This is a genomic window from Glutamicibacter sp. 2E12 (genome assembly GCF_050030965.1).
GTDB lineage: Bacteria > Actinomycetota > Actinomycetes > Actinomycetales > Micrococcaceae > Glutamicibacter.
Window position 1 is genome coordinate 3,405,629 of record NZ_CP188297.1, and the last position, 25,691, is coordinate 3,431,319.

The following is a 25,691-nucleotide window of genomic DNA, read 5'->3' on the forward strand; positions in this document are numbered from 1 at the left end:
ACCGGCTGAGCTTTCTAGTTATCAGAGGTTGGCTACTGGTTCCATGAGCGCAAGATCATGTGGCGTCCACGCCCAAGGAGCTTGAGCCCATTGGCGCTGAAGAAGTCGGCGCTCGATGGCGTGGCCGCAGCGAGCAGTTCCTGCGGTACCTCATCGTCTGGCGGCGACAGCGGATTGATCATTGAACGCGACAGGCCATGAAGCAGGGCAGTGCCAACGCCATGGCGGCGATGTTCCTTGCCCACGGCCAAGGAATGCACCATGAGCTGGCCGTTCAGGCCCTGCTGGGCAAAGCCCCGGCCCACGATCTCTCCCTCGTCGGTACGGGCCAAGGCGTGCTCGACGCGACGCAATGCCGGATGCCCGCTGGAGAGCTGGGTGCTGGTCTCGCGCCATAGGTTCGTCACGTTCAGCTCGGCCGCATCAGCGCCGGTGGCCTCAGGCACGTTATTGCCCAATCGGATCTTGCCGGTCCAACGATCCATTGGAATGGCCAATGGGCCAGCATGCCAGGAAACCTGGGCATTATCGGAGAATCCGGTCGCCCTCAGCTCATCTGCGTGGGCTCCAGAGTTAACCCAAGCTTCCACGCGCCGGGCACCGAGCCGGTGGCCTTCGGCTAGCGCCGGACGCAGGCCCGCCTGTTCTGGTTGCTCGGGGAACAGCAGGATCAGCCGCTTGCGTACTGGCTGCCATGCCCATGAGCATCCGTGGGTGGTAAAGATCTTGCCGCCGGTGGCTACTGCAAGTGCCTGATGCCAGTGGCTTAGTGCTTCCTGTGCGGAGGCAATAGTGGTCATTATTCTGCGTTCACCAATCCTCGACGGCGCAACAACGGTTCAACCAATGCGGTGCGGCCGCGGAATAATTCGTAGGACTCAAGGGGATCGCGCGTATTGCCGCGCGAAAGCAGTTCCTCACGGAACCGATTACCATTTTCGCGCATTAAGCCCCCATTTTCCTCGAACCACTGCACAGTGTCGGCATCGAGCACCTCACTCCAGATGTAGGAGTAGTAGCCAGCGGAGTATCCATTGGCGAAAATGTGCTGGAAATAACCGGTGCGGTAGCGGGGCGGAATCATTGCGGAGTCGAAGCCGGCGCCCTGAAGTGCGTCCTGTTCGAACTGCAGCGGATCTTCGATGACAGTCCCGGCGCTGATGGTGTGCCATGCCCAGTCCAGGACGCTGGCAGCGAGGTACTCAGTCGTTGCAAAACCCTGGCCCCACAGCGAAGCTGCGCGGACCTTCTCGATCAGCGCGTCTTCCAGCACTTCGCCGCTCTGGTGGTGGACGGCATAACCGGATACGACATCCTCGTGTAGCATCCACATCTCGTTGACCTGCGATGGGAACTCCACGAAGTCCCGGGGGACCGAGGTGCCGGAAAGCGAAGCGTACTTTCCGCTGGAGAACATCCCGTGCAGCGCATGGCCGAACTCGTGGAACAGCGTATTTGCCTCATCCATGGACAGCAGAACCGGATCACCCGGCGCAGGCGGGGTGATGTTCAAGGTGTTGGTGACGATTGGCCGCTCGTCCAGGAACGAGGCGGCATCGCGCAGGCTGGTCATCCATGCACCGCCCTTCTTGGTATTCCTGGTCAGGTAGTCGCCGGTGTAGAGCGCCAGCGGCTCGCCGTCGGCGTCGAAAACTTCGAAGACGCGAACATCCTGGTGGTAGGTGGGAAGGTCGAACCGCTCGCTGAAGGTAATGCCAAACAGCTTGGTAGCGGTCGCGAAGACCCCATCGACCAGGACCCGGTCTAATTCGAAGTAGTTGCGCAGTGCCTCGGAATCCACCGAGTACTCCTCACGCAAGACCTGGTTGGAGAAGTATTTCCAATCCCACGCGTTGATTTCGGCACCGGCGATCTTGCCCAGCACCTCGGCTTCCTGGCGGGCATTAGCGGTGGCGGCCTTGGTTAGCTCGGCCAGTCGTTCTTCCACCGCAGCGGTGGAAGGTGCAGTGGCCTGGGCGAGCACGGTTTCTGCATGGTTGGCGAATCCGAGCAGAGCGGCGCGCTCGGCGCGAAGCTGTGCCATTTCGGCGGCCACATGGATGGTCGCGTTTTCTTCGGTGCCACGGCTGATCGAGGCATTGAACACCTTGCGGCGGGACTGGCTTGACGCGAGCGACTCCAGGACCGGTTGCTGGGTAGGCGAAACCAGCGTCAGCAAGTATCCCGATGCGTGGCCTGCTTGCTTGGCGGCTTGCGCAGCGGACTCGATCGCTTGGCTGGAAAGACCTGCGAGTTCCTCAGCGTCGTCGAAGTGCACAGCGTGGGCATTCTGATTTTCCAGGACGAGGTCAGCGAACTGCGTGGAAAGCTCAGCGAGTTTGGCGTTTAGTGCCTTCAACTGGTCCTTTTCGGCGTCGCCCAAGCCTGCGCCGGCCAATTGGAAATTCTTCAGCGTTTGCTCCACTAGGCGGGCATCTTCACCCTGGAGACCCTCATAATTCAAAGCTTGTAGACGCAAGTACAAGGTTTGGTTTAGGTAAATCTCATCCTCTTGCTTGGTCCAGATCGAAGAAATCTCCGACTGAATCGCCCGCAGATCTTCGGTGCCGTGGGCAGAAATCACCGAAAAATACGTCATGAGCGCACGGCGCAGGGTCTGCCCGCTGGCTTCCAGCGCCAAGAAAGTGTTCTCAAAAGTGGGAGCCTGGGCCTCGTCGATGATGCGCTGCAGCTCCTCACGCTGTTCGGCTGCGCCGAGCCGGACTGCCTCCAGATAATGCTCAGCGGTGAGCTGGTCGAAGGCTGGCCATTGGTAGGGCCTGGTACTGGGAGTCAGAAGCGGGTTTTGCATAGGCCTAGGTTTTCATGGAAAACGTGATTTAGCTTGCATTTACACCCCAGATGCCCAGCTGAGCTAGGCTCGATGCATGCCCCAACGTGCACTGCCTGCATTTCTTCCGCTGAGCTCAACGCTGCTGGCCGCATTGCTGATTGGCGGTTGCTCTGCAGTCCCGAGCGACAACGCAGAACCAGCAGCCCCGCAGCCTTCCGTCCAGGCCAGCGTTCCTGCCTCGCCGGAACCGGCTCCGAGTTCAGCCATAGCGGATGCCTCGGCCGCACCCTCGGCGCCCGAAGAGCTATCGCTGATGGTTACCGGCGATGTACTGCTGCATCCGCAGCTATTGGATGAAGCGAAGCAAGCGGCTGGAGCGGAAACGGGCAACGGCGGCGACTACGATTTCAGCCCCTTGCTTGCGGGCCTGGCACCCTATGTCCAGGACGCAGATGTGGCGTTATGCAATCTGGAAACACCGATTGGCGTCCCTCCGTATTCGGGGTATCCGCGGTTCACAGTCCCTGATCGAATCCTGGCCGACCTCGGCGCTATTGGCTACGACGGATGCACCACTGCCACCAATCACACGGTAGATGCCGGGACGGCCGGAGTAGAGCGAACGCTGGACGCCCTGGAAGCGAATGGGCTTTTCGCGACCGGCTCCTACCGCAGTGAAAAAGAATCCGAGAAGCCATCGATCCTGGACATGGAAGGTGTGAAGCTCGGTGTAGTAACCAGCACCTATTCGCTCAATGGCTTGCCGGAAGAAGCTGACTGGCAAGTCGATACCGGGGTGGATGCGCAGCAACTGATCGCCAGGGGCAAGGCAACGCGCAAGGCGGGAGCGGACATCGTCGTGGCTGCCGTGCACGATGGGGCTGAATACAGCACCGAACCGACAGCGTCCCAGAAAAGGCTCGGTCGAGCCTTGGCAGAGTCCGGTGTCTTCGATTTCATCTACATGCACCACACCCACTCGGTATTGCCCATTGAGAAGCACGACGGAACCTGGATCGTCTACGGTTTGGGCAATTCCGTGGCAAAACACGCCACACCAACCATTCTCAACCGCGAAGGCATCAGCGTGAAGGCAACGTTTACCCAGGAAGGGCCCGGCAAATGGGATGTCAGCGAATTGCGGTGGGTTCCGCACCAGCTCTCAAATGAACCTGTGGCCTGGTGCCAAGTTTTCGATGCTGCTGGATGCATTCGGGAAGATGAAGCGAAAGCCTCCTTGAAGCGCAGCGAGGCCACAGTGAATGCCTATGGCGCATTCGACGACGGACTTCGAAAGTGGACGCTGGACTGACCTAGCGCAATGGCCAAGGTGCCCACACGCGGCTTGAGGGAAGAATTGCGCGTGCTCTGGCTAGCCGTGCCGGCGATATGTCTTCGAGGCCGCGGGACTGCTCGCCGAATCCTGTCCCGTCAACGTCGAAACAGTGCACGAGGCAGTCCATGCCTCGATCCAGGAACTCGCCGAATCCTCCGGACACGGCGGCACCGACCTGGATCTCGAGGTCCTCAAGGATTTCGGGGACAACTTCGTCGCATCCATCGCAGCCGCACGGCGGAAATGTCGCGCGGTACAACGCACCGAGCTCCAGATGCGCCGCGGGAAACGTGGTGAAGACCATGCCCAGTGGCGCGCAGCGCGAATCCAACGGAAACACGCGAACAGAGCGCACCACATGGCCCGGTTGAATCCGCATTTGCCTGGCCAGCCCGGGATCTTCGAAGCAACGCACCTCGAACTGCTCGCGCAGCCAATCCAGCAACGCCTGGGCTACCTGCGGCACCGGGGCAAAGCGTTGCACATGGGAGGTCAGCGAATAGCTCTCCGCTGGAGGCCGCTCATCCCAGCGCTGGCCATAGGGGATCAGCGCACCGTGCTCGTCGAAGTAATCCGCCACTTCGATATCTGGGCGCTGGTAGCCGTGAATCATGTTTGGGTTCTCCGTTTCTGCCGCATGCAGGTATTGCGGGAATTCAGTGCCCGAACTCATCCGAATCGGTGAAGGGGCCAGCACCAGTATCCATGGCATTGATGGCGGCCATTTCCGACTGGGTGAGCTGGAAATCGAAAATGTCCAGGTTCTCGCTCTGCCGCCGCTGGTCTGCCGATTTCGGTGCCGCGGCCCGCCCGGACTGGACATGCCAGCGCAGGGTCACCTGCGCGCTGCTCTTCCCATGCGCTTGGGCGATCCGGACCAGGGCAGGATGTGAAAGGAATCCAGATTTCTTGCGTCCCAGCGGGGAATAGGCTTCGGTCCGAACGCCATGCTCGGTGTTGAAACCTTGCCATTCGACGCTTTGCCGTTCAGGATCAACCTGGATCTGGTTCAGCGCCGGCACGTGCCCCGAATCCAGGACGTTCTGCAGCTGGTAGGGCTTGAAGTTCGAGACTCCCGCAGCCCGGATCTTGCCCTCGTCTACTAGTTTGCCCAGCTCAGTGAAGGCTTCGACATAGGTGTTCTGCTGGGGGTTGGGCCAGTGGATCAAGAACAGATCCACATACCCAAGACCCAAGCGGTCCAGGGAGTTCTCCAATGCCTGGCGCACGCCTTGGGCCGAATGCCATTGCTTGTTGAACTTGGTGGTTACGAAAATTTCATCGCGATGAAGCCGGCTCTGTGCCAGGGCCTTGCCCACGGCGTCCTCATTCTCGTAGTTCTCCGCTGTATCAATGCGGCGGTAGCCCACGTCGAGGGCGGACAGCACCGCTGCGGCCGCCTCGTGTCCACGCATGGGCCACGTGCCCAAACCGATCGAGGGCATGCTCACGCCGCCGGCAAGTTCGAGGGAAGAAATATCAGCAATCATGTCCTTGAACCTACCAAGTTCCGCCACTTGCCGGGAGGCGGCGTCGAAGAATCCGCGACACACCGGGAAACAAAACAGGCGCACGGCGTCTCTGGGTTTAACGTTATTTCGGCGCATTTTTCGTGCTGCCAACCACTGAACACCATGAAGGTTAGAACCATGCCGAAAATAGGCGTCCTCGCTCTGCAAGGGGATTTCCGCGAACATCTGGCCTCTTTGGAACGGCTCGGGCAGCGCACGCACATGGTGCGCACCGTCGTCGATTTGGAGCAGGTTGACGCGCTGGTGATTCCCGGCGGCGAGTCCTCGGTGATTGACCGGCTGTCCCGCAACTACGGGCTAGCTGGTCCCATCAAGGAGCGCATCGCAGCAGGCATGCCAGCCTACGGCTCCTGCGCCGGAATGATCATGCTGGCCGATCGCATCGAGAACCCTGCCATCTCGCGAGATGGCGCGGTACAGCAAAGCTTCGGCGGCATCGACATGACGGTCAAGCGCAACGCGTTCGGGCGCCAGATCGACTCATTCGAGCACCAGCTGGACTTCAACGGGCAAAATCTCGAAGCGGTGTTCATCCGAGCACCGGAAGCCGTGCAAATTGGCCCGGACGTGCAAGTGATCAGCACCGTTCAAGCGGGGACGGATCACGAACAGGGTAGAATTGTTGCAGTACGCCAGGGAAAATTGTTGGCAACCAGCTTTCACCCGGAAGTCACCGGCAGCACCGCTATCCACCAATTTTTCATCAATCTCACGCGAGGAGACGCTTAAAGCATGTCAGGCCACTCCAAATGGGCAACTACCAAGCACAAGAAGGCCGCGATCGACGCCAAGCGCGCCAAGGCCTTCGCAAAATTCATCAAGGGCATTGAAGTTGCCGCCCGTGCCGGCGGCGCCGACATGGCCGGCAACCCGGCACTGGAACTTGCTGTCAGCAAGGCCAAGAAGAACTCCGTGCCGATCAACAACATCGACCGCGCCGTCAAGCGCGGCGCAGGCCTGACCGGCGAGGTCGTCGACTACACCGAGATCATCTATGAAGCACGCGGCCCGCAGGGCTCGGCCCTGCTGATCGAGTGCCTGACCGACAACAAGAACCGTGCAGCCTCCGAGGTGCGCGTGGGCATCACCCGCAACGGCGGCACCATCGCCGACCCGGGTTCGGTCGCCTACCTGTTCAACCGCCAGGGCGTTGTCCGCCTGCCCAAGGGCGAGCTGACCGAAGACGACCTGCTGATGGTCGTGCTGGACGCCGGTGCCGACGAGATCATGGACGAGGACGAGAACTTCGCCATCGTCTGCGACCCTTCGGACCTGCGCGCTGTGGCCGCTGCGCTGGATGAAGCGGACATCGCCTACGAGTCCGACGAAATGGAATTCATTCCATCGATGAAGGTCGACCTGGACGTTGAAGGAGCTCGCAAGTTCCTCAAGCTCTACGACGCGCTGGAAGAACTGGATGATGTCCAGGGCATCTACACCAACGCTGATCTGTCCGACGAGGTTCGCGCCGCGCTGGACGAAGAGCAGTAAGGCTTGGCCTTACGTGTTGTTGGCGTCGATCCCGGCCTGACCCGTTGCGGTCTTGCCGTGGTCGACGTCGCTGCAAACAGGCAAGTTTCGCTGGTCGACGTCACCGTCGCCGGCACCCCTCCGGGCACTCCGCTCGATGCCCGGCTCTTGAAGATCGCCAACGCCATCGACGAATGGCTGGATCTGCATCAGCCCGATGTGCTCGCCTTGGAACGCGTGTTCGCATCGGCGAACGTCTCCACGGTCATCGGCACCGCGCAGGTCACCGGTGTTGTCATCACCGCGGCAGCGCGACGCGGAATACCCGTGGCCCTGCACACGCCGACCGAGGTCAAGGCGGCGGTTACCGGTTCGGGACAGGCCACCAAGGCGGCGATCGGCAAGATGGTTGCCAAGATCTGCCGGCTCGATGAACCGCCTAAGCCTGCCGACGCCGCTGATGCGGTGGCCTTGGCGATTACCCACGGCTGGCGCGGTGCGGCCACCGGCTCGAATGCCTCGGCCTCCGCGGCTAATGCCGGTGGTTCGTCGCAGCTGACCGGTGCGCAGCAGGCGTGGATTGCCGCCGAGGCGTCGGCCAAGCGCCGTGCAGTGCGCCGCTAGCCGGCCAGCACGGCAGCGGCCCCGACCCACCGGGGAACGCGGCGGATCGATATTCGTAGGTATCTTCGATAAACTGGGTTCGATCGAACATATATCCCAAGGAGTGGCATGATCAGCTCATTGACCGGCACCGTGCAGGCGGTAGCCCTGAACACCGCGGTAATTGACGTTAACGGCTTCGGGATGCTGGTCAATGCCACCCCCGGGACGCTGTCCACCCTGCAGGCAGGACGCGAGGCTACGGTATTCACCTCCATGGTGGTCCGCGAGGATTCGATGACCCTCTTCGGCTTCGCCACCGCTGAGGAACGCGATGTCTTCGAGGTCCTGGTTTCCGTATCGGGCATCGGGCCGCGCACAGGCTTGGCCATCTTGGCGGTGCACTCTCCGGAGGAAGTCCGCATCGCGGCGAACACCAAGGACACCGCCGCTTTCACCAAGGTATCGGGCATTGGCCCCAAGGGCGCGAGCCGCATCGTGCTGGAACTGAACGGCAAGCTGATCCCGACTGGCGCGCCAGTGGCCCCGGTTTCCGGCGGCGGCAACGCGAGCGTCTGGGAACCGCAGGTGATCGAGGCGCTGACCGGCCTGGGCTGGAGCGAAAAGGATGCAACCAGCACCCTGAAATCGCTGTCCAAGGCTGATCCAGATGTCGTTGCCACCGGCAACGTCGCAGAAATCTTGCGTGCTGCACTGCGCAGCATGTCCAGCGGAACCCGCGCCTAAGCGGTCTGCGAGAGGATCAACTGATCATGAATGACTCCACCGGGCTCACGAATGCCGGCAGCGAACCCGAGGAACGGGTAATCGAAGCGGCCCTGCGCCCGCGGAACCTCGACGACTTCGTGGGCCAGTCCCGAGTGCGCCAGCAGCTCTCGCTGGTGCTTGAAGCAGCGAAAATCCGCGAACGCACCGCGGACCACGTTCTGCTCTCTGGCCCGCCGGGCCTGGGCAAGACCACCTTGTCGATGATTATCGCCGCCGAGATGAACGCGCCATTGCGCATTTCCTCCGGCCCAGCCATCCAGCATGCCGGTGACTTGGCCGCGATCCTCTCGTCGTTGACCGAAGGCGAGGTGCTGTTCCTCGATGAAATCCACCGCATGTCCCGGCCGGCCGAGGAAATGCTCTACATGGCCATGGAAGACTTCCGCGTAGATATCATCGTCGGAAAGGGCGCCGGCGCCACGGCCATTCCGCTGGAGCTTCCGCCCTTCACCCTCGTTGGCGCAACCACGCGCGCCGGACTATTGCCCGGCCCGTTGCGTGACCGCTTCGGCTTCACCGGCCATCTGGAGTTCTACGCGGTCAAGGAGCTTGAACTGGTTTTGCGCCGTTCGGCCATGATGCTTGATCTGAGCGTCACTTCGGCCGCGTTCACCGAGATCGCCGGACGCTCCCGCGGTACGCCCCGTATCGCCAACCGCCTGCTGCGCCGCGTGCGTGACTGGGCGCTGGTGCATAAGCTCGAAGAGATCGATGCCCAAGCGGCCGAGGCCGCCTTGGACATGTACGAGGTCGATGCACGTGGCCTTGATCGCCTGGACCGGGGTGTGCTCGAAGCCTTATGCACCAAATTCGGCGGGGGACCGGTGGGGCTATCGACCCTGGCCATCGCCGTGGGTGAAGAAACCGAAACCGTCGAGACCGTCGCAGAGCCATACCTGGTGCGCGAAGGGCTGATGGGCCGGACCCCGCGCGGTCGTATTGCCATGCCCGGAGCCTGGGCGCATTTGGGCTTGGCGATGCCAAAGGATGCGATCTTCGCCAGTGCGCAAAGCTATGAAAACGATGAGGATTAGGCAAGCATTACTTCACTGCCCGCGTAAATGGTCTGCCGGTTCACCGTGACGCATTAGACTAAAGACGCCCGACCTATGCCCGTTTCGGGGCGAGGTGGGGCGTCTTTGCTGTATTACGCCAGAAATAGCCGCAACAGCATCCCAGAACTTCAGATCAAATCGCAACAATTCGTTAGCAGGTAAATACGTGAATCCCCTCGTAATCGCTCAGGCCGCTGGTGGCGGCTTCAACCCTTCGCTGATCCTGATGGTCGCGCTGTTCGCAGTGCTGATCTTCATGATGTTCCGTGGCCGCAAGAAGCAGTCCGCCCAGCAGGAGAAGCTGAAGAACAACACCGTGCCAGGCGCCAAAGTGATGACCAACTCGGGTATCTTCGGCACCGTCGTCGGCGTTGACGCAGAGGATCGCGTCCAGGTCGAGGTCGCACCGGGCGTAGTGCTGAACCTGCACCGTCAGGCCATTGCCACCTTCCTGGACAAGGATGCAGCAACCCCGGCCGTGGCCGACGGCGCAGCAGAATCCACCAGCACCACCGAAACCCCGGAAGAGTCCCTGCGTCGCCTGAACGATGAGGGCAAGGACGAGCGCAACGCCTAAGTCCCGGGCAGCATAGCGGTGGCCTGAAGGCCAAGCCACTCAAACGAGAAAGCACAATAGATGTCATCAATCAGACCTGTTAAGCAGGCGCGCAAAGCGTTGCTGTGGTTGCTGATCGTCTTCATCATCGCAGCCGGCGTGTTGGTGGGTGGTGCGGCGAACGGTAAAACCGGATGGGGACCGAAGCTCGCCCTCGACCTCGAAGGCGGCACCGAGATGATCCTGGCCCCTCGGGTCCAGGGCGACGAAGCGATCAACCAAGAGCAGCTGGACCAAGCGGTGGAGATCATCCGCCAGCGTGTGGACGGTTCCGGTGTAACCGAATCGGAAATCACCACCCAGTCCGGTCGCAACGTTGTGGTCTCGATGCCGGGCACCCCGGACCAGACCACTCGCGATTTGATCCAGGCTTCGGCCAACATGGAGTTCCGCCCGGTGCTGATCACCGGCGGCTACGCAGCCACCCCTGAGGAAGATCGCACTCCCAAGGAAGACCTGCCAAAGCCTGAGGGCAAGCCAGAGAACCCATCGGACACCAACTGGATCACCGCAGAGCTCTTCCAGGAGTTTGAAGGCTACGACTGCGAAACCGAGCTCAAGGACCGCGGCGGGGACGCTGCGGACCCAGCCAAGCCAATGATCTCCTGCGATACGGACATGGGCGTCAAGTACATCCTTGGCCCACAGGAAATCTCCGGCGACAAGATCAAGGACGCATACGCGCAGCTCGCTCGCGGCGTCAATGGTTCGGTCACCGGCGAATGGGTTGTCGTGATCGAGTTCAATGCCGAAGGCACCAAGATCTTCGCCGACACCACGCAGCGTCTGATTGCCCTGCAGGGTTCGCAGAACCAGTTCGCGATCGTGCTTGATGGCGAAACCATCTCGGCGCCAACCACCAATGCCGTGATCTCCGATGGCCGTCCGCAGATTTCCGGTGGCTTCACCCAGGACACCTCGCAGGCGCTGGCCGAGCAGCTGAAGTACGGCGCACTGCCAATCAGCTTCGACATCCAGTCAGAGCGCCAGGTTTCTGCAACGCTGGGTGCTGACCAGCTGACCGCGGGCCTCATTGCCGGTGTTATCGGCCTGGTCCTGGTATTCATCTACTCGCTGTTCCAGTACCGCGCCCTGGGCTTGGTGACCATCGCTTCGCTGCTCGTCGCCGGTGTGCTGACCTACCTCTGCCTGGTCCTGCTTGGCTGGGGCATGAACTACCGCCTGTCGCTGGCGGGCGTGGCTGGCTTGATCGTGGCGATCGGCCTGATCGCGGACTCGTTCATCGTGTACTTCGAGCGTGTTCGAGATGAGCTGCGCGAAGGACGGCCATTGGCAAGCGCCGTGGATATCGGCTGGAAGCGTGCCAAGCGCACCATTCTGGCCTCCAAGGCCGTGAACGTGTTGGCTGCAGTAGTGCTCTACATCGTTGCCGTGGGCAACGTGCGAGGCTTCGCCTTCACCTTGGGCCTGACCGCAATCGTTGACCTCGTGGTCGTGTACGGACTGACCCATCCAACCTTGGTCCTGCTGGCACGCACCAAGTTCTTCGCCAACGGCCACCCGCTCTCGGGCATGGATCCATCGTTGCTTGGCGTCAAGCCGCTGTACCAAGGTGCAGGCAAGGTTCGCCGCTTCGATGAAAACGTTGTGGCAAACCGCGGCAAGAAGAATGCGAAGGCCTCGGCTGAGGCCGCCAAGCGCATGACCATTGCCGAGCGTCGCCGTGCACAGGCCGAACAGCCAGCCAGCACGCAGGCCAAGGCCCAGGAGGAGAACAATGAATAAGCTAGTCACTTGGGGCAACGAGCTCTACACCGGCAAGCGTTCCTACCCGTTCACCTCCAAGTACCGGTTGTGGTTCCTGATCGCCGGTATTCTGGTGATGCTGTCGATCCTGCTTCCAGTGGTCAAGGGCGGCTTCAACCTGGGCATCGACTTCCGCGGTGGTTCTGAATTCACCGTTTCGGATGTGCAGAACACTGATATCTCGATTGGTGAAAAAACTGTTAGCTCGGTGGCTTCGGGTTCCGAGGCAACGGTCACCAACATTGCTCCGGGCACCATGCGCGTGCAGACTGAGCGTTTGAGCGATGACCAGACCTTGGCCATCGCCGGCCAGCTCGCGGAGAACTACGGCGTCTCCAGCGATGAAGTTACCAGTAACTTCATCGGCCCAACCTGGGGTGAAGACGTTTCGCGCCAGGCACTGGTTGGCTTGGTAGTCTTCGTGGTCCTGGTGGGCTTGCTGATGGCTGCCTACTTCCGAACCTGGAAGATGTCGCTGGCAGCGATCGTCGGACTGATTACCGTGGTGATCGTGACTGCGGGCATCTACTCGCTGTCCGGTTTCGAAATCACGCCCAGCGCGATCATCGGCTTCCTGACCATTCTGAGCTACTCGCTGTATGACACCGTGGTGGTTTTCGACAAGGTCCGCGAAAACACCAAGGACTACACCCAGCAGTCCAAGCGCACCTTCGAGCAGCTGGTGAACCTCGCTGTGAACCAGACCCTGGTTCGCTCGATCAACACCTCGGTCGTTGCCGTGCTTCCAGTGGCCGCGATCCTATTCATCGGTTCCTACCTGCTGGGTGCCGGTACGCTCAAGGACCTGTCCTTGGCGCTGTTCGTCGGTATCATCGTCTCGGCCCTGTCGACCTTGTTCGTGCAGGCGCCAATGTTCCATTGGCTCCGCCACAAGGACGACGACGTGGTAGCGCACGATAAGAAGATGGCTGCTGCCTAAACCGATCCGAAGATCTGAATTTGGTGCTCCCAGCATTTGCTGGGGGCACCAATTCGCTTAAGCGGGAAGATGCGTAATTAGTTGTCACCGCCCGAACGTGCTATAACGTTTGAACTAAAGAAGGTGTTTTTTCAGTGCACGGCTACCAGTGATCTGGTGGCCCGGAACTACCGTTGGATTCCGTCGGGCTTCACGCAGGCTCGGGAAAGAATCCAACGGCAACGGGAAGGAGCGGGGCATGGCGAATACGCCTAACCTGAACAATTCGAAACGACGCTCTATCTCTCGTTTGGTGCGCTTTGCTGGCCGGGGGAGCACCCCGAGCACATCGCCGACCCTTGAACCGCTATTGCGCACGGTCAAGTCCAAGCATCCGAAGGCGGATCTGGACCTGCTGGTCCACGCCTACGAGGTCGCCGAAAAGTACCATGAAGGCCAGAAGCGCAAGAGCGGCGACCCGTACATAACGCACCCGGTCGCCGTCGCCACGATCCTGGCGGAGATGGGGATGACCGGCTCGATTCTTGCCGCCGCCTTGCTGCACGACACCGTTGAAGACACCGATTACTCCCTGGAGTCGGTTAAGAAGGAATTCTCCGAGGAAATCGCCATGCTGGTCGATGGCGTGACCAAGCTGGACAAGGTCACCTATGGCGATGCGGCCCCGGCAGAGACCGTGCGCAAAATGGTCGTGGCCATGTCCCGCGACATCCGCGTGCTGCTGATCAAGCTGGCCGACCGCCTGCACAATGCCCGTACCTGGCGCTACGTATCCCCGGAATCTTCCTCGCGCAAGGCGAAGGAAACCCTGGAGATCTTCGCACCGCTGGCACACCGTCTGGGCATGAACACCGTCAAGTGGGAGCTGGAGGACCTGTCCTTCGCTGCCTTGCACCCGAAGGTCTACCAGGAGATCGTCCGCATGGTGGGCGATCGCACTCCGGAACGTGAAAAGTACCTCTCCTCGATCCGCCAGACCCTTTCGGGCGATCTCGGCGATGTCGCCATCCATGCCTCGGTGTCCGGCCGGCCCAAGCACTACTACTCGATCTACCAGAAGATGATCGTGCGCGGCAAGGACTTCGACGATATCCATGACCTCATGGGCGTGCGCATCCTGGTGGATACCGTCAAGGACTGCTACGGCGCCCTGGGCGTCGTGCATGCGGAGTGGAATCCACTGCCTAACCGCTTCAAGGACTATATTGCGATCCCGAAGCTGAACCTCTACCAGTCGCTGCACACCACGGTGATGGGTCCTGAAGGCAAGCCGGTAGAGATCCAGATCCGCACCCACGATATGCACGTACGCGCCGAATACGGCGTAGCAGCGCACTTCCAGTACAAGCATGGGCAGACCGATAACTCCATGCTTTCGCCGGAACAGAATATGGATTGGCTGCGTTCCTTGATGGAGTGGCAGGCGGATACCGCCGACTCCGAGGAGTTCCTGGACGGCCTTCGCTACACGATCAGCTCCGCTGAAGTCTATGTGTTCACCCCCAAGGGCGACATCATGTCCTTGCCGGTTGGTGCCACACCGGTGGATTTCGCCTACTCGATCCACACCGACGTCGGCCACCGCACCATCGGCTCCCGCGTCAATGGCAAGCTCGTCCCACTGCATACCGAGCTCAAGCAGGGCGATGTGGTGGAGGTCTTCACCTCGAAGGCCGAAGGCGCTGGCCCATCCCAGGATTGGCAGAACTTTGTCCGCTCGCCTCGTGCCAAGGCAAAGATCCGCGGTTACTTCTCCAAGGAACGCCGCGAGGAGGCCATCGAAAAGGGCAAGGAGCTGCTGACCAAGGAACTGCGTCGCAACCAGCTGCCATTGCAGAAATTGATGACTCACGACCTGCTCACGGCGGTAGCCAACGAACTGCACCACACGGACATTTCGGCCCTGTACCAGTCCGTGGGCGACGGCCATACCAGTGCACAGAACGTCATTGAGCATTTAACGGCCCTGATTGGCCCTCCAGAAGCCGAACAGGTCGATGAGGAAGCGGTAGTCCGCCCAATGGCTCCCAGCCCGGCTACGGGCAACGACGCCGGCGTGATCGTCGAGGGCCTGGGGGATGTGCTGGTGAAGCTGGCGCGTTGCTGCACTCCGGTGCCGCCAGATGAAATCCAGGGTTTCGTAACCCGTGGCGCCGGAGTCTCGGTGCACCGCACCGACTGCCTGAATCTGACGCAGCTCGCCGAGCAGCCGGATCGACTGGTCAATGTCACGTGGGCCACCAAGCACCATGGCGTGTTCCTGGTGGAGATCCAGGTCGAAGCATTGGACCGCAAGTCGCTGCTCTCCGACGTCACCCGGATCCTTTCCGAAAGCCACTTGAACATCCTTTCGGCCAGTGTGCAGACAAGCAAGGACCGTGTGGCAATTTCCCGTTTCTCCTTCGAAATGGGCGATCCCAAGTTCCTGAGCCACGTGCTGAACCAAGTACGCCGCATCGATGGCGTCTACGATGTCTACCGCACCACCGCAGGGTCCCGCCGCTAATAGCGCGGTGCACCCCGCGGCGGCAGCCTAGGCCGCTTGCGCCGTATCGGAGAAGGACTGGACCAGGCGCAGGGCCCGGGAGCGCTCGGGTGAGGGAACCTCCGATGCCAGGGCTTGTTTGATGGCGTCCAAAGTCAGGTAGGGATCTGCCAGCGCCGCGACTGTGCCCAGAACGCGGCTGGCAATGGGCAATGGATCGTATTTCGCGCAGTCGCAGGCGCTGCGCAATGCGGTGGCCACCCTGATGCGGCTGCGGAACACCATGTCCGTATCCGGCACCTGCATTTGGGCGAATTCCGCCCTCAGCCCGTGCCCGGGGTAGAACGGCCGATGGTAGCTCTTGGTGTAGATGCACAATGTGGACACTGACGGCAAGAGCCCATGGATCCAGGCTGCAGTTTGGCGAGCTAGCACCGCATCGCGGGCCAGCTCGCGGCCACAGGCGAAACCTGCAATCCGTGCCCGCACCGACGCGTTGACTCGGATGCTGCTGGGCAAAAAATAATCACCGAGGACCTCGATCAGCAGGCCGTTGTGGGCCATGGCGTGCAGCTCGTTGCGGGTGAACATCTCACCAGCGATCCACAGGTCCCCGGGAATGCGCAACGCGGCGGCGCGAGGTCCGGTAGCTGGGGAATTTCTCGTTTCCATAGAGCTACTGAACCAGTTCGCGCCGCCGCGTTGGCGGTGTGCAAGCGATCTGTGGATTACTTACTGGAAGTCGGCAGCCGACTTCTCCAAGGTGCTCAGCCACATGCGGCGTGCATCCAGGGCTTCCTGGGCTGTCGCGATCTGCTTGGCGTTGCCCTTGGCCTGTGCTGCTGCCAGATCATCTTCCAAGGCGGAGATGGTGTCCTGCAGCTGCGAGAGCATCGAGTTGGAGCGGGCCTTGGTCTCCGGGTTGGATCGGCGCCACTGCTCGTCCTCGGCACCCTTGACCGCGTCCTCGACCTGGCGCAGGGCCGATTCAATGCGCTGCAGGTCGTTGCGCGGCACCTTGCCGGCAGCTTCCCAACGGGTGCGGATCGAATCCAGCTTGTTCTTGGCAACAGCCAGATCCTTGATGGGAAGCAGCGCGCGCGCTTCTTCCAGCAGGGCTTCCTTCACCACGAGGTTCTGGGAGTACTCTTCATCGATCTTGGCGTTGGCCGCGGCGCGGGCCTGGAAGAAGACATCCTGGGCGGCGCGGAAGCGGCTCCAGAGCTGGTCGTCGTCCTTGCGCGAGGCACGGCGCGACTTCTTCCACTCGTCCATGAGCTTGCGGTACTCGGCGGCGGTAGCGGTCCAGTCGGTGGACCCCTGCAGCACCTCGGCGCGAGCGATCAGCTCTTCCTTCACTTCCTTGGCGGCCGCGTTGGTCGAATCCAGCTGCGAGAAGTAGGCCCGGCGATGGCGGTCGAAGGTGGTGCGGGCGGAGCGGAATCGCTTCCACAGCGCATCTTCGGTGGACCGTGGCAGGCGCACCGAGGAACGCTGCGAACCCTTCCAGGCGTCGAACAGCTCGTTCATCGCCGCCGAAGCGGTCTTCCACTGGATCTGCTCCGGGCGCTTGCCGGCCAGCTCTTCAGCCTGTTCGACGATGGCTTCGCGGGCAGCGAGCTGTTCCGCGCGAGCTTCGTCGTTGGCCTTGCGCTGTTCGCTGGTCAATGCCTCGACGGCTACGCGGGCATTCTCGAGGCGCGTTTCCAGCGCCGGGATGTCGCCGACCATATGGCGTTCGGCAACGGTGGCCGAGAGCGCCTGCACAGCCTTGCTGAGCTCGCCGGCCGGGGCCTTGGCAACGACGCGCTGCTCCAGGAGCATCAGCTGCGAGAGCGCGTCGTCGTATTTGCGCACGAAGTAGCCCAGGGCTTCGTCCTGGGTTGCGTCGGGGTATTGGCCCACTGGGAATTCGGCGCCGTCAATGATCACGAAGACGTGGCCGTCCTCGGTCACACGGGCGAACTTTGCCGCTTCGTCGAGGGGAGTGGTATGTGCGACGCTTGGCGCTACAACCGGCTTTGCGGCAGGCTTCTGGGCCTGTGGCAATGGGGTCTTCTGGCTGTCGTCGGATTGCTGACTGGTGGTCACCGCTGAAACTCTTTCACTTTACGAGCACTTGCTTTAGCCAACTCTACCTGTGACCTCCGCTTCTTAGTAAGCCGACGTGCACAGGTTTCTCGGGTTTCGGGCTATAAGATGGGTAGGTAGCCCAATTTGCACTAAGGAGTTTCATGGCACGCAAGGCCTCACTATCAGGTTTCCCGGAATGGCTTCCCGCCGAACGGGCAGTTGAACAGCATGTGCTCGATACCTTGCGCCACGTCTTCGAACTGCATGGATTCGCCAACATCGAGACCCGTGCGGTGGAAACCCGAGCGCAACTTCTGCGCAAGGGCGAAATCGACAAGGAAGTCTACGGACTGTCACGGCTGGCCGCGGAGGATGAGAAGAACGATCCCAACGCGTTGGCCCTGCACTTCGACCTCACCGTGCCTTTCGCACGCTACGTGGTGGAGAATGCAGGCCACCTGGCCTTCCCCTTCCGCCGCTACCAGATGCAGAAGGTCTGGCGTGGCGAACGCCCGCAGGATGGCCGCTTCCGCGAATTCACCCAGGCCGACATCGATGTCGTGGGCGATGGCACGTTGCCCTTCAGCTACGACGTGGAGCTGGCGCTGACCATTGCCGACGCGCTCTCCGCCCTGCCGATCGGTGATTTCCGCCTGCGGGTGAATAACCGCAAGCTGGCCGAGGGCTTCTACCGCGGCCTGGGCCTGGAAGATCCGGATGCAGTCCTGCGCGCCATCGACAAGCTGGAAAAGATCGGCGATGATGCCGTCGCCAAGATCCTGGTCGAAGAAGTCGGCGCCACCGCGCAGCAGGCCTCCGCCGCCCTGGCCCTGGCCAAGATCCGCACCATGGACACGTCCTTCGTGGAGCAGGTCCGCGCACTGGGCGTCAGCCACGAACTGCTGGATACCGGCTTGGATGAGCTCTCGCAGGTCATCGATGCCGCATCCAAGCGCGCACCGGGCAAGGTCATGGCCGATTTGTCCATCGCCCGCGGGCTGGACTACTACACCGGCACCGTGTACGAAACCGTGCTGGTGGGCCACGAATCCCTGGGTTCGATCTGCTCGGGCGGGCGCTACGAATCGCTGGCTTCCAAGGGCAAGAAGAACTACCCGGGTGTGGGCTTGTCCATCGGCGTCACCCGCCTGGTCTCGCGCATCCTTGCAGAAGAGTCCGTGACCGCAAGCCGTTCGGTGCCTTCGGTGGTATATGTCACCTTGGCCAACGACGAGTCCTGGCACGAAGCGCAGGATGTAGCCTCGCAGCTGCGCGAGCGCGGCATCGCCTGCGAGGTAGCAGCCAGCGCGGAGAAGTTCGGCAAGCAGATCAAATTCGCTGATCGACGCGGGATTCCGTTCGTCTGGTTCACCCATGCCGATGGCGCCCACGAGGTCAAGGACATCCGTTCCGGCGAGCAGGTCGCCGCGGATCCGTCCACCTGGATGCCGGCCGAAGCGGACCTGAAGATCGCCATCAGCTAGTTCTCGGGCTCCATCGCCCGCCCGCGCACCAATCACGGTGCACTAAACTTCATGGGAAGAAACTTTCCCAACCGACCGAAAGGATCGTAGTGCTACGCACTCATCAGCTGGGCGTCTTGAACGCCGAGCACATTGGACAGCAGGTCACACTCACCGGTTGGGTCGCGCGTCGCCGCGACCACGGTGGTGTCGCCTTCCTGGATTTGCGTGATGCTTCGGGCGTGGCCCAGGTCGTCGTGCGCGATGAAGAGGACTTCCATCCGCTGCGCAATGAGTTCGTGCTGCAGATTCTCGGCACCGTCGAACGCCGCCCGGAGGGCAACGAGAACCCGAATCTGCCTACCGGGCAGATCGAGGTCATCGCTGAGACCGTGACCGTGCTGAACACCGCGGCCCCGCTGCCATTCCAGGTCGACGAGCACGTCGAGGTCGGCGAGGAAGCCCGCCTGCGCCACCGCTACCTGGACCTGCGCCGCCCGACCCCGGCCCGCAACATCCGCCTGCGCTCCGAGGCCAACCGCGTGGCACGCAACCTGCTGCACGACCAGGGCTACATCGAGATCGAAACCCCGACGCTGACCCGCTCCACCCCGGAAGGCGCCCGCGACTTCGTCGTGCCGGCCCGCCTGACCCCGGGCAGCTGGTACGCCTTGCCCCAGTCCCCGCAGCTGTTCAAGCAGCTGCTACAGGTCGGCGGCTTCGAGAAGTACTACCAGATCGCCCGCTGCTACCGCGATGAGGACTTCCGCGCGGACCGCCAGCCGGAGTTCACCCAGCTGGACATCGAAGCATCGTTCGTCGAGGAAGATGACATCATCGAGCTCGGCGAAAAGTTGGTCACCGAACTGTGGAACCTGATCGACGTGCAGGTCCCGACCCCGATCCGCCGCATGGCGTACTCGGAGGCCATGGCCAAGTACGGTTCGGACAAGCCGGATCTGCGCTTCGGCCTGGAACTGACCGAAATGACCGAGTACTTCGCGAACACCTCCTTCAAGGTCTTCCAGTCCGAGTACGTCGGCGCCGTGGTCATGCCTGGCGGCGCATCGCAACCGCGCCGCACCCTGGATGCCTGGCAGGAATTCGCCAAGCAGCGCGGTGCCAAGGGACTTGCCTACGTGCTGATCAAGGAAGATGGCGAGCTGGCTGGCCCAGTGGCCAAGAACCTGTCCGAGGAAGAGAAGGCCGGACTGGCCGCAGCTACCGGCGCAGCCGCCGGAGACTGCATCTTCTTCTCCGCCGGCAAGAAGAACGAATCCCGTGCACTGCTCGGTTCGGTCCGTGTCGAGATCGGCCACCGCACCGGCCTGATCAAGGAAGGCGACTGGGCCTTCGTCTGGATCGTCGACGCACCGATGTTCGAAGCTGCCTCCGACGCTGTCGCCTCGGGTGACGTGGCCGTGGGCGCTGGCGCTTGGACCGCTGTGCACCACGCGTTCACCAGCCCCAAGCCGGAGTTCATGGACACCTTCGACACTGATCCTGCATCGGCCCTGTCCTACGCCTACGACATTGTCTGCAACGGCAACGAAATCGGCGGCGGTTCGATCCGTATCCACCAGCGCGACGTCCAGGAACGCGTCTTCAAGCTCATGGGCGTAACCCAGGAGCAGGCTGACACCCAGTTCGGCTTCCTGCTCGAGGGCTTCAAGTACGGCGCCCCACCGCATGGCGGCATCGCCCTGGGTTGGGACCGCGTGCTGCAGCTGCTGACCAACTCGGAGTCCATCCGCGACGTGATCGCCTTCCCGAAGACCGGTGGCGGTTTCGATCCGCTGACCGCGGCTCCTGCGCCAATCACCCCGCAGCAGCGCAAGGAAGCCGGCATCGACTTCAAGCCTGAGAAGAAGAAGGCCGAAGAGACCGAAGCCAAGGCCGAAGCCAAGTAGGTTCACGCAGCTTCGTAACGCCGGATGGAACGCTTGAATGCGTTCCATCCGGCTTCTTTTTAACCTGGAATTAGCTCTTTTGGTGGACTATGAGTATTTTTAATACTAGGTTTGTTTTTGACTTAGTTTGCAGAACCAGTTCTCACGACCACTTTGGAGCGATACGTGCCAGCAGAAGAACCACACGATATCATCGAACGTTACCCAGAAGCGGACCAGGAATGGGCTAAAACCTTTTTCGCTTCAATGGTGTGGAACGACCTCACCAATGCGCAGGTGGCGCTCGAACTGGACCGCACCCTGAGCATGGTTCGCGATAGCGGGCAGCGGGCCGAGGAACTCTTTGGCCATTCGGGCGAATATGGTGCGACGCGGGCTCAATGTCTATTGACGCCAGAGCAGCGCGCGGACGCGGAACTTCCCGTCGAATCAAGTACTGCGCTATTGGCGGTTGTTGGGATGCTTGTTGGCCTGCTGTGCACTGGATTTGGAATCTGGATCGGGTTCCGCGATGGGTGGACCTCGAGTTCGTGGCACTACTGGCAGCTTTCTGCTCTAACTGCCGGGGCAGGGATCGCACTATCGGGATACCTGTGGTGGTTTAACCGATTGAAGGGGAAATTCGGCCTGTCCTGGATACTGGGACCGGTAGGTATCCTCGTGTCGGTTGGAGCTGCCGCTCTAATCGTGCAGATAGGAGGAAGCAATAATCTGCTGCCCCTGCCAAATTGGTTAGCTCCAATTCTTGGCGCAGGGCTGGTGGTTGCTTGCTTCTATCTGATGCCTGCCTATAAAGCGCAGAAAGCCGCTGGCGGGCAACAAATCCTTCTCGGCACCGACGAGTGGTTCGCGGAAACCACCAGACTGCTGCGCGGACGCTACGGCATGAGTCACAAGGAAGCCAACGAGTCGCTGAGTACTGCGCGAGAACATCTCGATGATGCGGCGACCCGAGGCGAAAAAGCTGACCCAAACCTTGAATTCGGAACGCCCAATGAATTCGTGATTGGGCTGGCAGTGAACACCGAAAAGGCGCTCAAGCGTCGTTGGCTTCTACGCCGCATGGCCACCTTGACCGTAGTCGCTTTATTCGCGGTCGGCGCGGTCGCTGGCCTGATGGATCCAGCGCGAAATGGCGGGGATATTTTCTTTGGGGTCGCAGTGCTGGTGTTTGCCGCGGTGAGCGTTTACGAGCTGCGTCCGGCTGACCGCAAGGCCTACGTCCAAGAGAAGCTCAAGGAACGAGCAGCCAATGCCCGGGCACTGCAGGAGCGCGACGATGACTAAGCCCGAAGGCTTTCCGGGTAGCTGGCAACGCGCCATGTTGCCGATGCTCTTACTCGCCGAACTCTCGGCTGGCCAGGCCCACGGTTATGCACTGGCGAAATCCCTGCAGGAACGCGGTTTCGGGCCGATCAAGGGAGCCACGCTCTACCCCGCATTGGCCAAACTCGAGGCCTCGGGTTTTGTTGAAACCCGCTGGGAAGAAGGCCAAGGTGGCCCGGGGCGAAAGGTCTACGAACTCTCCGCCACCGGACGGGTGGAACTAGCCGAGCAACGAGCCAGCTTCGACCAACTGACCCAACTGGTACAGAGCACCGGCCGCTAGGGGAGGTCTGCCGAGTCTACGATCATCGTGAACGGTCCGGTATTCGTTAGCGAGACATTCATCATCGCGCCAAATACACCGGTCTGAACGCTCGCACCCAATTCGCGCAGGTGCTCCACGAAGTAGTCGTACAACGGTTCGCTGATAGGACCGGGTGCCGCATTGGACCAGGATGGGCGGCGGCCCTTGCGCACCGAACCGTACAGGGTGAACTGGCTGATCACTAGCAGTGGTGCATTCACCCCGGCTGCGGAGGTTTCATCCTCCATGATCCGCAGCTGCCAGATCTTTTCGGCCACCTTGCGTGCGATCGCCTGATCATCCTCATGGGTCACCCCAAGTAGGATCACCAAACCGGGGGAGTCGAGCTGGCCGGTAATCTGCCCTTCAACCTCAACATGGGCGGTGGAAGCGACCTGGACGACAGCGCGCATATGGCGGACCTTTCAAAAGACGGTGGGGCTTCCAGAATATCGGTAGGCTTAGGGGGTGAGCGATTTGTTCGATTCCCTGTCCGATGAGCCACGCGATGCGCGTGAGCCCCAAGTCAACCGGCCCCGTCCGCCACTGGCGGTGCGCATGCGCCCGAAGACCTTGGATGAGCTCGTCGGCCAACAACACCTGCTAGGCCCGGGTTCACCCTTGCGGCAGCTGGCCGAAAACCCTGAAACCGGGTTGGCTGGACCTGCCAGTGTGATCCTCTATGGCCCTCCGGGAATTGGCAAAACCACCATCGCCCACGTGATCGCCCGCGCCACCGACCGCAAATTCGTGGAACTTTCGGCCATCACCGCCGGTGTCAAAGATGTCCGGCGAGTCATCGAACAGGCCAAGGATGACCGCGATCTGCGCGGGATTACCACCGTGCTCTTCCTCGACGAGATCCACCGCTTCAACAAAGCCCAGCAGGACGCACTGCTGCCCGGCGTGGAAAACCGTGTCGTCGTCCTGGTAGCTGCGACGACGGAAAATCCCTCCTTCTCGGTGATCTCGCCGCTGCTTTCGCGCTCGTTGCTGCTGACCTTGCGTCCGCTGACCGACGGCGACCTGTCCACCTTGCTCGAGCGCGCTGTGGCCGACGAGCGGGGTTTCGACGGCCAGGTGCTCCTCAAGGAGGAGCAGCGCGACGCCATTGTCCGCCTGGCCCAGGGCGATGCCCGACGCTCGCTGACCGTGCTGGAAGCAGCCGGAGCGGTGGCTTGGAACGCCGCGGGCGCCTGCATCGATCCACCGGTGCTGATTACGGACGACCATGTGCAGCTGGCCATGGACCAGGCGGTCCAGCGCTACGACAAGGATGGCGACCAGCACTACGACATCATCTCCGCGTTCATCAAGTCCATTCGTGGCTCTGATGTGGACGCGGCCCTGCATTACCTGGCGCGCATGCTCTCTGCGGGGGAGGACCCCCGCTTCATTGCCCGCCGCCTGATGATCTCGGCCTCGGAGGATATCGGCATGGCCGATCCCACCGCACTTCCCGTTGCCGTAGCAGCCGCTCAATCGGTGCAGCTCACCGGCATGCCGGAAGCACGGATCATGCTCGGGCAGGCAACGGTTCATCTGGCTACGGCCCCGAAGTCCAACGCTTCATACAATGCGATCAACGCCGCCCTGGCCGACGTATCCGAAGGCAAGGGTTCGCTGGTTCCCGACCACCTGCGTGACGCGCACTATCCCGGCGCCAAGCAGCTGGGCCATGGCGTGGGCTACATCTACGCCCATGATGCTCCGCACTCCATCGCAACCCAGCAGTACCTGCCCGATGATCTGGTGGGCACCGACTACTACACGCCGACCAATAACGGTGCGGAAAAAACCATAGGGTCCCGCCTGTCCCGTTTGCGTGAAATCATCCGGGGCAAGGATCCGCAGCGCTCCAAGGGCAAGCGCTGATTGTGCGCTAGGCCTCAGCGAAAGCTGCTGCCGTTTCGTGTAAACTTGATCTTTGGCTGGCAAGCCTTGTCCCGCATTCGAGTCATCGAGCGTGGAGGCAGGGTTGAAGTGAAGCAGGGACGCGACGCCCACACACTCTCCCACCTGGAGGCCAGTAGATACCGTCGCTAATCGAAAGGGACACATTATGGCTAACGCCCGTGCCCGCCGCACCGTACGCCTTTCGCGTGCGCTCGGCCTTGCATTGACTCCAAAAGCTGAAAAGTACATGGAGCGCCGTCCATACGGTCCAGGCCAGCACGGCCGCGCCCGTAAGAAGCAGGACAGCGACTACGCAGTACGTCTGCGCGAAAAGCAGCGTTTGCGTGCCCAGTACGGCATCCGCGAAGCTCAGATGCTGAGCGCCTTCAAGGAAGCTAAGCGCCTCGGCGGCGAAACCGGCGGTAACCTGCTGGCTCTGCTCGAGTCCCGTCTGGATGCCCTGGTTCTGCGTGCAGGCTTCGCCCGCACCATCCAGCAGGCCCGCCAGATGGTTGTTCACCGCCACATCCTGGTCAACGGCCAGCGTGTAGACCGTCCGTCCTTCAAGGTACAGCCGGGTCAGCTGATCCACGTACACGAGAAGAGCGAGAAGATGGTTCCATTCCAGATGGCTGCAGCAGGTGAGCACTCGAAGGTGCTGCCAGCCGCTCCTGCTTACCTGGACGTAAAGCTGGAAGCCCTCCAGGCTACCTTCGTGCGCACCCCAGAGCGCACCGAAATCCCAGTGACCTGCGAAGAGAACCTCGTGGTCGAGTACTACGCACGCTAAATCCGTGCGCTAGTTCCAAGCCCGCAACCGGAAACGGTTGCGGGCTTGTCGCTTAACTACCTATCTGGGCTCTGACTTCGATAAGGTGGACTGGCACCAAAAACCCAAAGCAGAAGAGGAAGCACATGTCGGGTTCGGATATTGCAGGGCTCATCGCCGCCGGCGCGTTTGTTGTACTAGTTGTGCTGCTGGCAGTGCCGATCATGAAGTTGGGCAAGGTGTTCGACGAGCTGCGCAAATCGATCAAGGACCTGGCCGACGGAACCACTCCGCTGATCGGCGAAGTCGCCAACACCGTGGCGACCACCAACGACCAGCTCAAGAAGGTCGATGCCATCACCAGCAACGTTTCTGACACCACCGCCAATGTGTCCGCGCTGTCCTCGCTGGTAGCAGCCACCGTTGGCAAACCGCTGATCAAGGTTGCCGCGTTCACCGAAGGCGTGAAGGTCGCGATGAACACCAAGCCAAGCGGCAAGGCTCGCCGCAGCCGCTAAGCAAGCAACGCTGTTTGATCGAACACGTATCGGCGCGCTGAATAG

24 protein-coding genes are annotated in these 25,691 nt (G+C 61.4%); 17 read left to right on the plus strand and 7 right to left on the minus strand.

Annotated features, from left to right (window positions below; genetic code table 11):
* Positions 1–32 precede the first annotated feature (32 nt).
* Both ACP3TE_RS16020 and ACP3TE_RS16025 read right to left on the minus strand, forming a co-directional pair.
* Positions 33–800 (minus strand): GNAT family N-acetyltransferase, encoded by a 768-nt coding sequence (locus tag ACP3TE_RS16020; RefSeq protein WP_426734231.1) that lies wholly within the window; start codon positions 798–800, stop codon positions 33–35.
* Positions 800–2,812: a M3 family metallopeptidase gene (locus tag ACP3TE_RS16025; RefSeq protein WP_426734233.1), complete on the minus strand. Its 2,013-nt coding sequence runs from the start codon at positions 2,810–2,812 to the stop codon at positions 800–802. Before ACP3TE_RS16025 ends, ACP3TE_RS16020 begins: the two co-directional genes overlap by 1 nt.
* Before the next feature lie 76 nt (positions 2,813–2,888).
* On the opposite strand from ACP3TE_RS16025, the gene ACP3TE_RS16030 reads away from it, so the two are divergent.
* Positions 2,889–4,106, plus strand: a complete 1,218-nt coding sequence (locus ACP3TE_RS16030; protein ID WP_426734235.1) for a CapA family protein — start codon at positions 2,889–2,891, stop codon at positions 4,104–4,106.
* 1 nt (position 4,107) lies between these two features.
* On the opposite strand, the gene ACP3TE_RS16035 is transcribed toward ACP3TE_RS16030, so the two are convergent.
* A complete protein-coding gene (locus ACP3TE_RS16035; protein ID WP_426734236.1) occupies positions 4,108–4,743 on the minus strand; it encodes a DUF6226 family protein in 636 nt (211 codons plus the stop codon).
* 43 nt (positions 4,744–4,786) lie between these two features.
* Positions 4,787–5,620 (minus strand): aldo/keto reductase, encoded by an 834-nt coding sequence (locus ACP3TE_RS16040; protein ID WP_426734238.1) that lies wholly within the window; start codon positions 5,618–5,620, stop codon positions 4,787–4,789.
* Positions 5,621–5,779: 159 nt separating this feature from the next.
* Here ACP3TE_RS16040 and pdxT point away from each other — a divergent pair, with 159 nt between their 5' ends.
* From pdxT to ACP3TE_RS16085, 9 genes are all read left to right on the plus strand, one after another.
* A complete protein-coding gene (pdxT, locus tag ACP3TE_RS16045; protein ID WP_105661372.1) occupies positions 5,780–6,391 on the plus strand; it encodes a pyridoxal 5'-phosphate synthase glutaminase subunit PdxT in 612 nt (203 codons plus the stop codon).
* A gap of 3 nt (positions 6,392–6,394) precedes the next feature.
* Complete coding sequence (locus tag ACP3TE_RS16050; RefSeq protein WP_105658275.1) at positions 6,395–7,153, plus strand: YebC/PmpR family DNA-binding transcriptional regulator; 759 nt, start codon at positions 6,395–6,397, stop codon at positions 7,151–7,153.
* A 3-nt stretch (positions 7,154–7,156) separates the two neighbouring features.
* A complete protein-coding gene (gene ruvC, locus ACP3TE_RS16055; RefSeq protein WP_105658276.1) occupies positions 7,157–7,756 on the plus strand; it encodes a crossover junction endodeoxyribonuclease RuvC in 600 nt (199 codons plus the stop codon).
* 108 nt (positions 7,757–7,864) lie between these two features.
* The gene (ruvA, locus tag ACP3TE_RS16060; protein WP_105661371.1) at positions 7,865–8,482 is read left to right on the plus strand and encodes a Holliday junction branch migration protein RuvA; all 618 of its coding nucleotides are present in this window, start codon (positions 7,865–7,867) and stop codon (positions 8,480–8,482) included.
* Positions 8,483–8,508: 26 nt separating this feature from the next.
* Positions 8,509–9,558 (plus strand): Holliday junction branch migration DNA helicase RuvB, encoded by a 1,050-nt coding sequence (gene ruvB, locus ACP3TE_RS16065; protein ID WP_105661370.1) that lies wholly within the window; start codon positions 8,509–8,511, stop codon positions 9,556–9,558.
* A 187-nt stretch (positions 9,559–9,745) separates the two neighbouring features.
* Positions 9,746–10,156, plus strand: coding sequence for a preprotein translocase subunit YajC (gene yajC / locus ACP3TE_RS16070; protein WP_105661369.1), 411 nt, complete (start codon positions 9,746–9,748; stop codon positions 10,154–10,156).
* Positions 10,157–10,216: 60 nt separating this feature from the next.
* Complete coding sequence (gene secD / locus ACP3TE_RS16075; RefSeq protein ID WP_426734242.1) at positions 10,217–11,941, plus strand: protein translocase subunit SecD; 1,725 nt, start codon at positions 10,217–10,219, stop codon at positions 11,939–11,941.
* The gene (gene secF, locus ACP3TE_RS16080) at positions 11,934–12,902 is read left to right on the plus strand and encodes a protein translocase subunit SecF (protein ID WP_105658281.1); all 969 of its coding nucleotides are present in this window, start codon (positions 11,934–11,936) and stop codon (positions 12,900–12,902) included. The genes secD and secF overlap by 8 nt, the downstream gene beginning before the upstream one ends.
* A gap of 238 nt (positions 12,903–13,140) precedes the next feature.
* Complete coding sequence (locus ACP3TE_RS16085; protein ID WP_105658282.1) at positions 13,141–15,408, plus strand: RelA/SpoT family protein; 2,268 nt, start codon at positions 13,141–13,143, stop codon at positions 15,406–15,408.
* 27 nt (positions 15,409–15,435) lie between these two features.
* Here ACP3TE_RS16085 and ACP3TE_RS16090 read toward each other — a convergent pair whose 3' ends face one another.
* Both ACP3TE_RS16090 and ACP3TE_RS16095 read right to left on the minus strand, forming a co-directional pair.
* Complete coding sequence (locus ACP3TE_RS16090) at positions 15,436–16,059, minus strand: hypothetical protein (protein WP_133833326.1); 624 nt, start codon at positions 16,057–16,059, stop codon at positions 15,436–15,438.
* Positions 16,060–16,119: 60 nt separating this feature from the next.
* The gene (locus ACP3TE_RS16095; RefSeq protein ID WP_133833327.1) at positions 16,120–17,478 is read right to left on the minus strand and encodes a DUF349 domain-containing protein; all 1,359 of its coding nucleotides are present in this window, start codon (positions 17,476–17,478) and stop codon (positions 16,120–16,122) included.
* Between the two features lie 143 nt (positions 17,479–17,621).
* On the opposite strand from ACP3TE_RS16095, the gene hisS reads away from it, so the two are divergent.
* The 4 genes from hisS to ACP3TE_RS16115 all read left to right on the plus strand — a co-directional run bounded on the left by hisS (position 17,622) and on the right by ACP3TE_RS16115 (position 22,442).
* Positions 17,622–18,944 (plus strand): histidine--tRNA ligase, encoded by a 1,323-nt coding sequence (gene hisS / locus ACP3TE_RS16100; protein ID WP_426734245.1) that lies wholly within the window; start codon positions 17,622–17,624, stop codon positions 18,942–18,944.
* An 89-nt stretch (positions 18,945–19,033) separates the two neighbouring features.
* Positions 19,034–20,833, plus strand: coding sequence for an aspartate--tRNA ligase (gene aspS, locus ACP3TE_RS16105; protein ID WP_105661363.1), 1,800 nt, complete (start codon positions 19,034–19,036; stop codon positions 20,831–20,833).
* A gap of 165 nt (positions 20,834–20,998) precedes the next feature.
* Positions 20,999–22,120, plus strand: coding sequence for a hypothetical protein (locus ACP3TE_RS16110; protein WP_146112899.1), 1,122 nt, complete (start codon positions 20,999–21,001; stop codon positions 22,118–22,120).
* Positions 22,113–22,442: a PadR family transcriptional regulator gene (locus tag ACP3TE_RS16115; protein ID WP_105661361.1), complete on the plus strand. Its 330-nt coding sequence runs from the start codon at positions 22,113–22,115 to the stop codon at positions 22,440–22,442. The genes ACP3TE_RS16110 and ACP3TE_RS16115 overlap by 8 nt, the downstream gene beginning before the upstream one ends.
* Here the strand turns inward: ACP3TE_RS16115 and dtd are convergent.
* Complete coding sequence (dtd, locus tag ACP3TE_RS16120) at positions 22,439–22,876, minus strand: D-aminoacyl-tRNA deacylase (RefSeq protein ID WP_105658289.1); 438 nt, start codon at positions 22,874–22,876, stop codon at positions 22,439–22,441. The two genes, ACP3TE_RS16115 and dtd, sit on opposite strands and share 4 nt — an antisense overlap.
* 55 nt (positions 22,877–22,931) lie before the next feature.
* Between dtd and ACP3TE_RS16125 the strand changes: the two genes are divergently transcribed.
* The 3 genes from ACP3TE_RS16125 to ACP3TE_RS16135 all read left to right on the plus strand — a co-directional run bounded on the left by ACP3TE_RS16125 (position 22,932) and on the right by ACP3TE_RS16135 (position 25,646).
* Entirely contained in the window at positions 22,932–24,338 is a 1,407-nt protein-coding gene (locus ACP3TE_RS16125; protein WP_426734248.1) for a replication-associated recombination protein A, read from the plus strand.
* A gap of 184 nt (positions 24,339–24,522) precedes the next feature.
* On the plus strand, positions 24,523–25,149 hold the full coding sequence (gene rpsD, locus ACP3TE_RS16130; RefSeq protein ID WP_105658291.1) for a 30S ribosomal protein S4: 627 nt from the start codon (positions 24,523–24,525) through the stop codon (positions 25,147–25,149).
* 125 nt (positions 25,150–25,274) lie between these two features.
* Positions 25,275–25,646: a DUF948 domain-containing protein gene (locus ACP3TE_RS16135; protein WP_105658292.1), complete on the plus strand. Its 372-nt coding sequence runs from the start codon at positions 25,275–25,277 to the stop codon at positions 25,644–25,646.
* Positions 25,647–25,691: the final 45 nt, after the last annotated feature.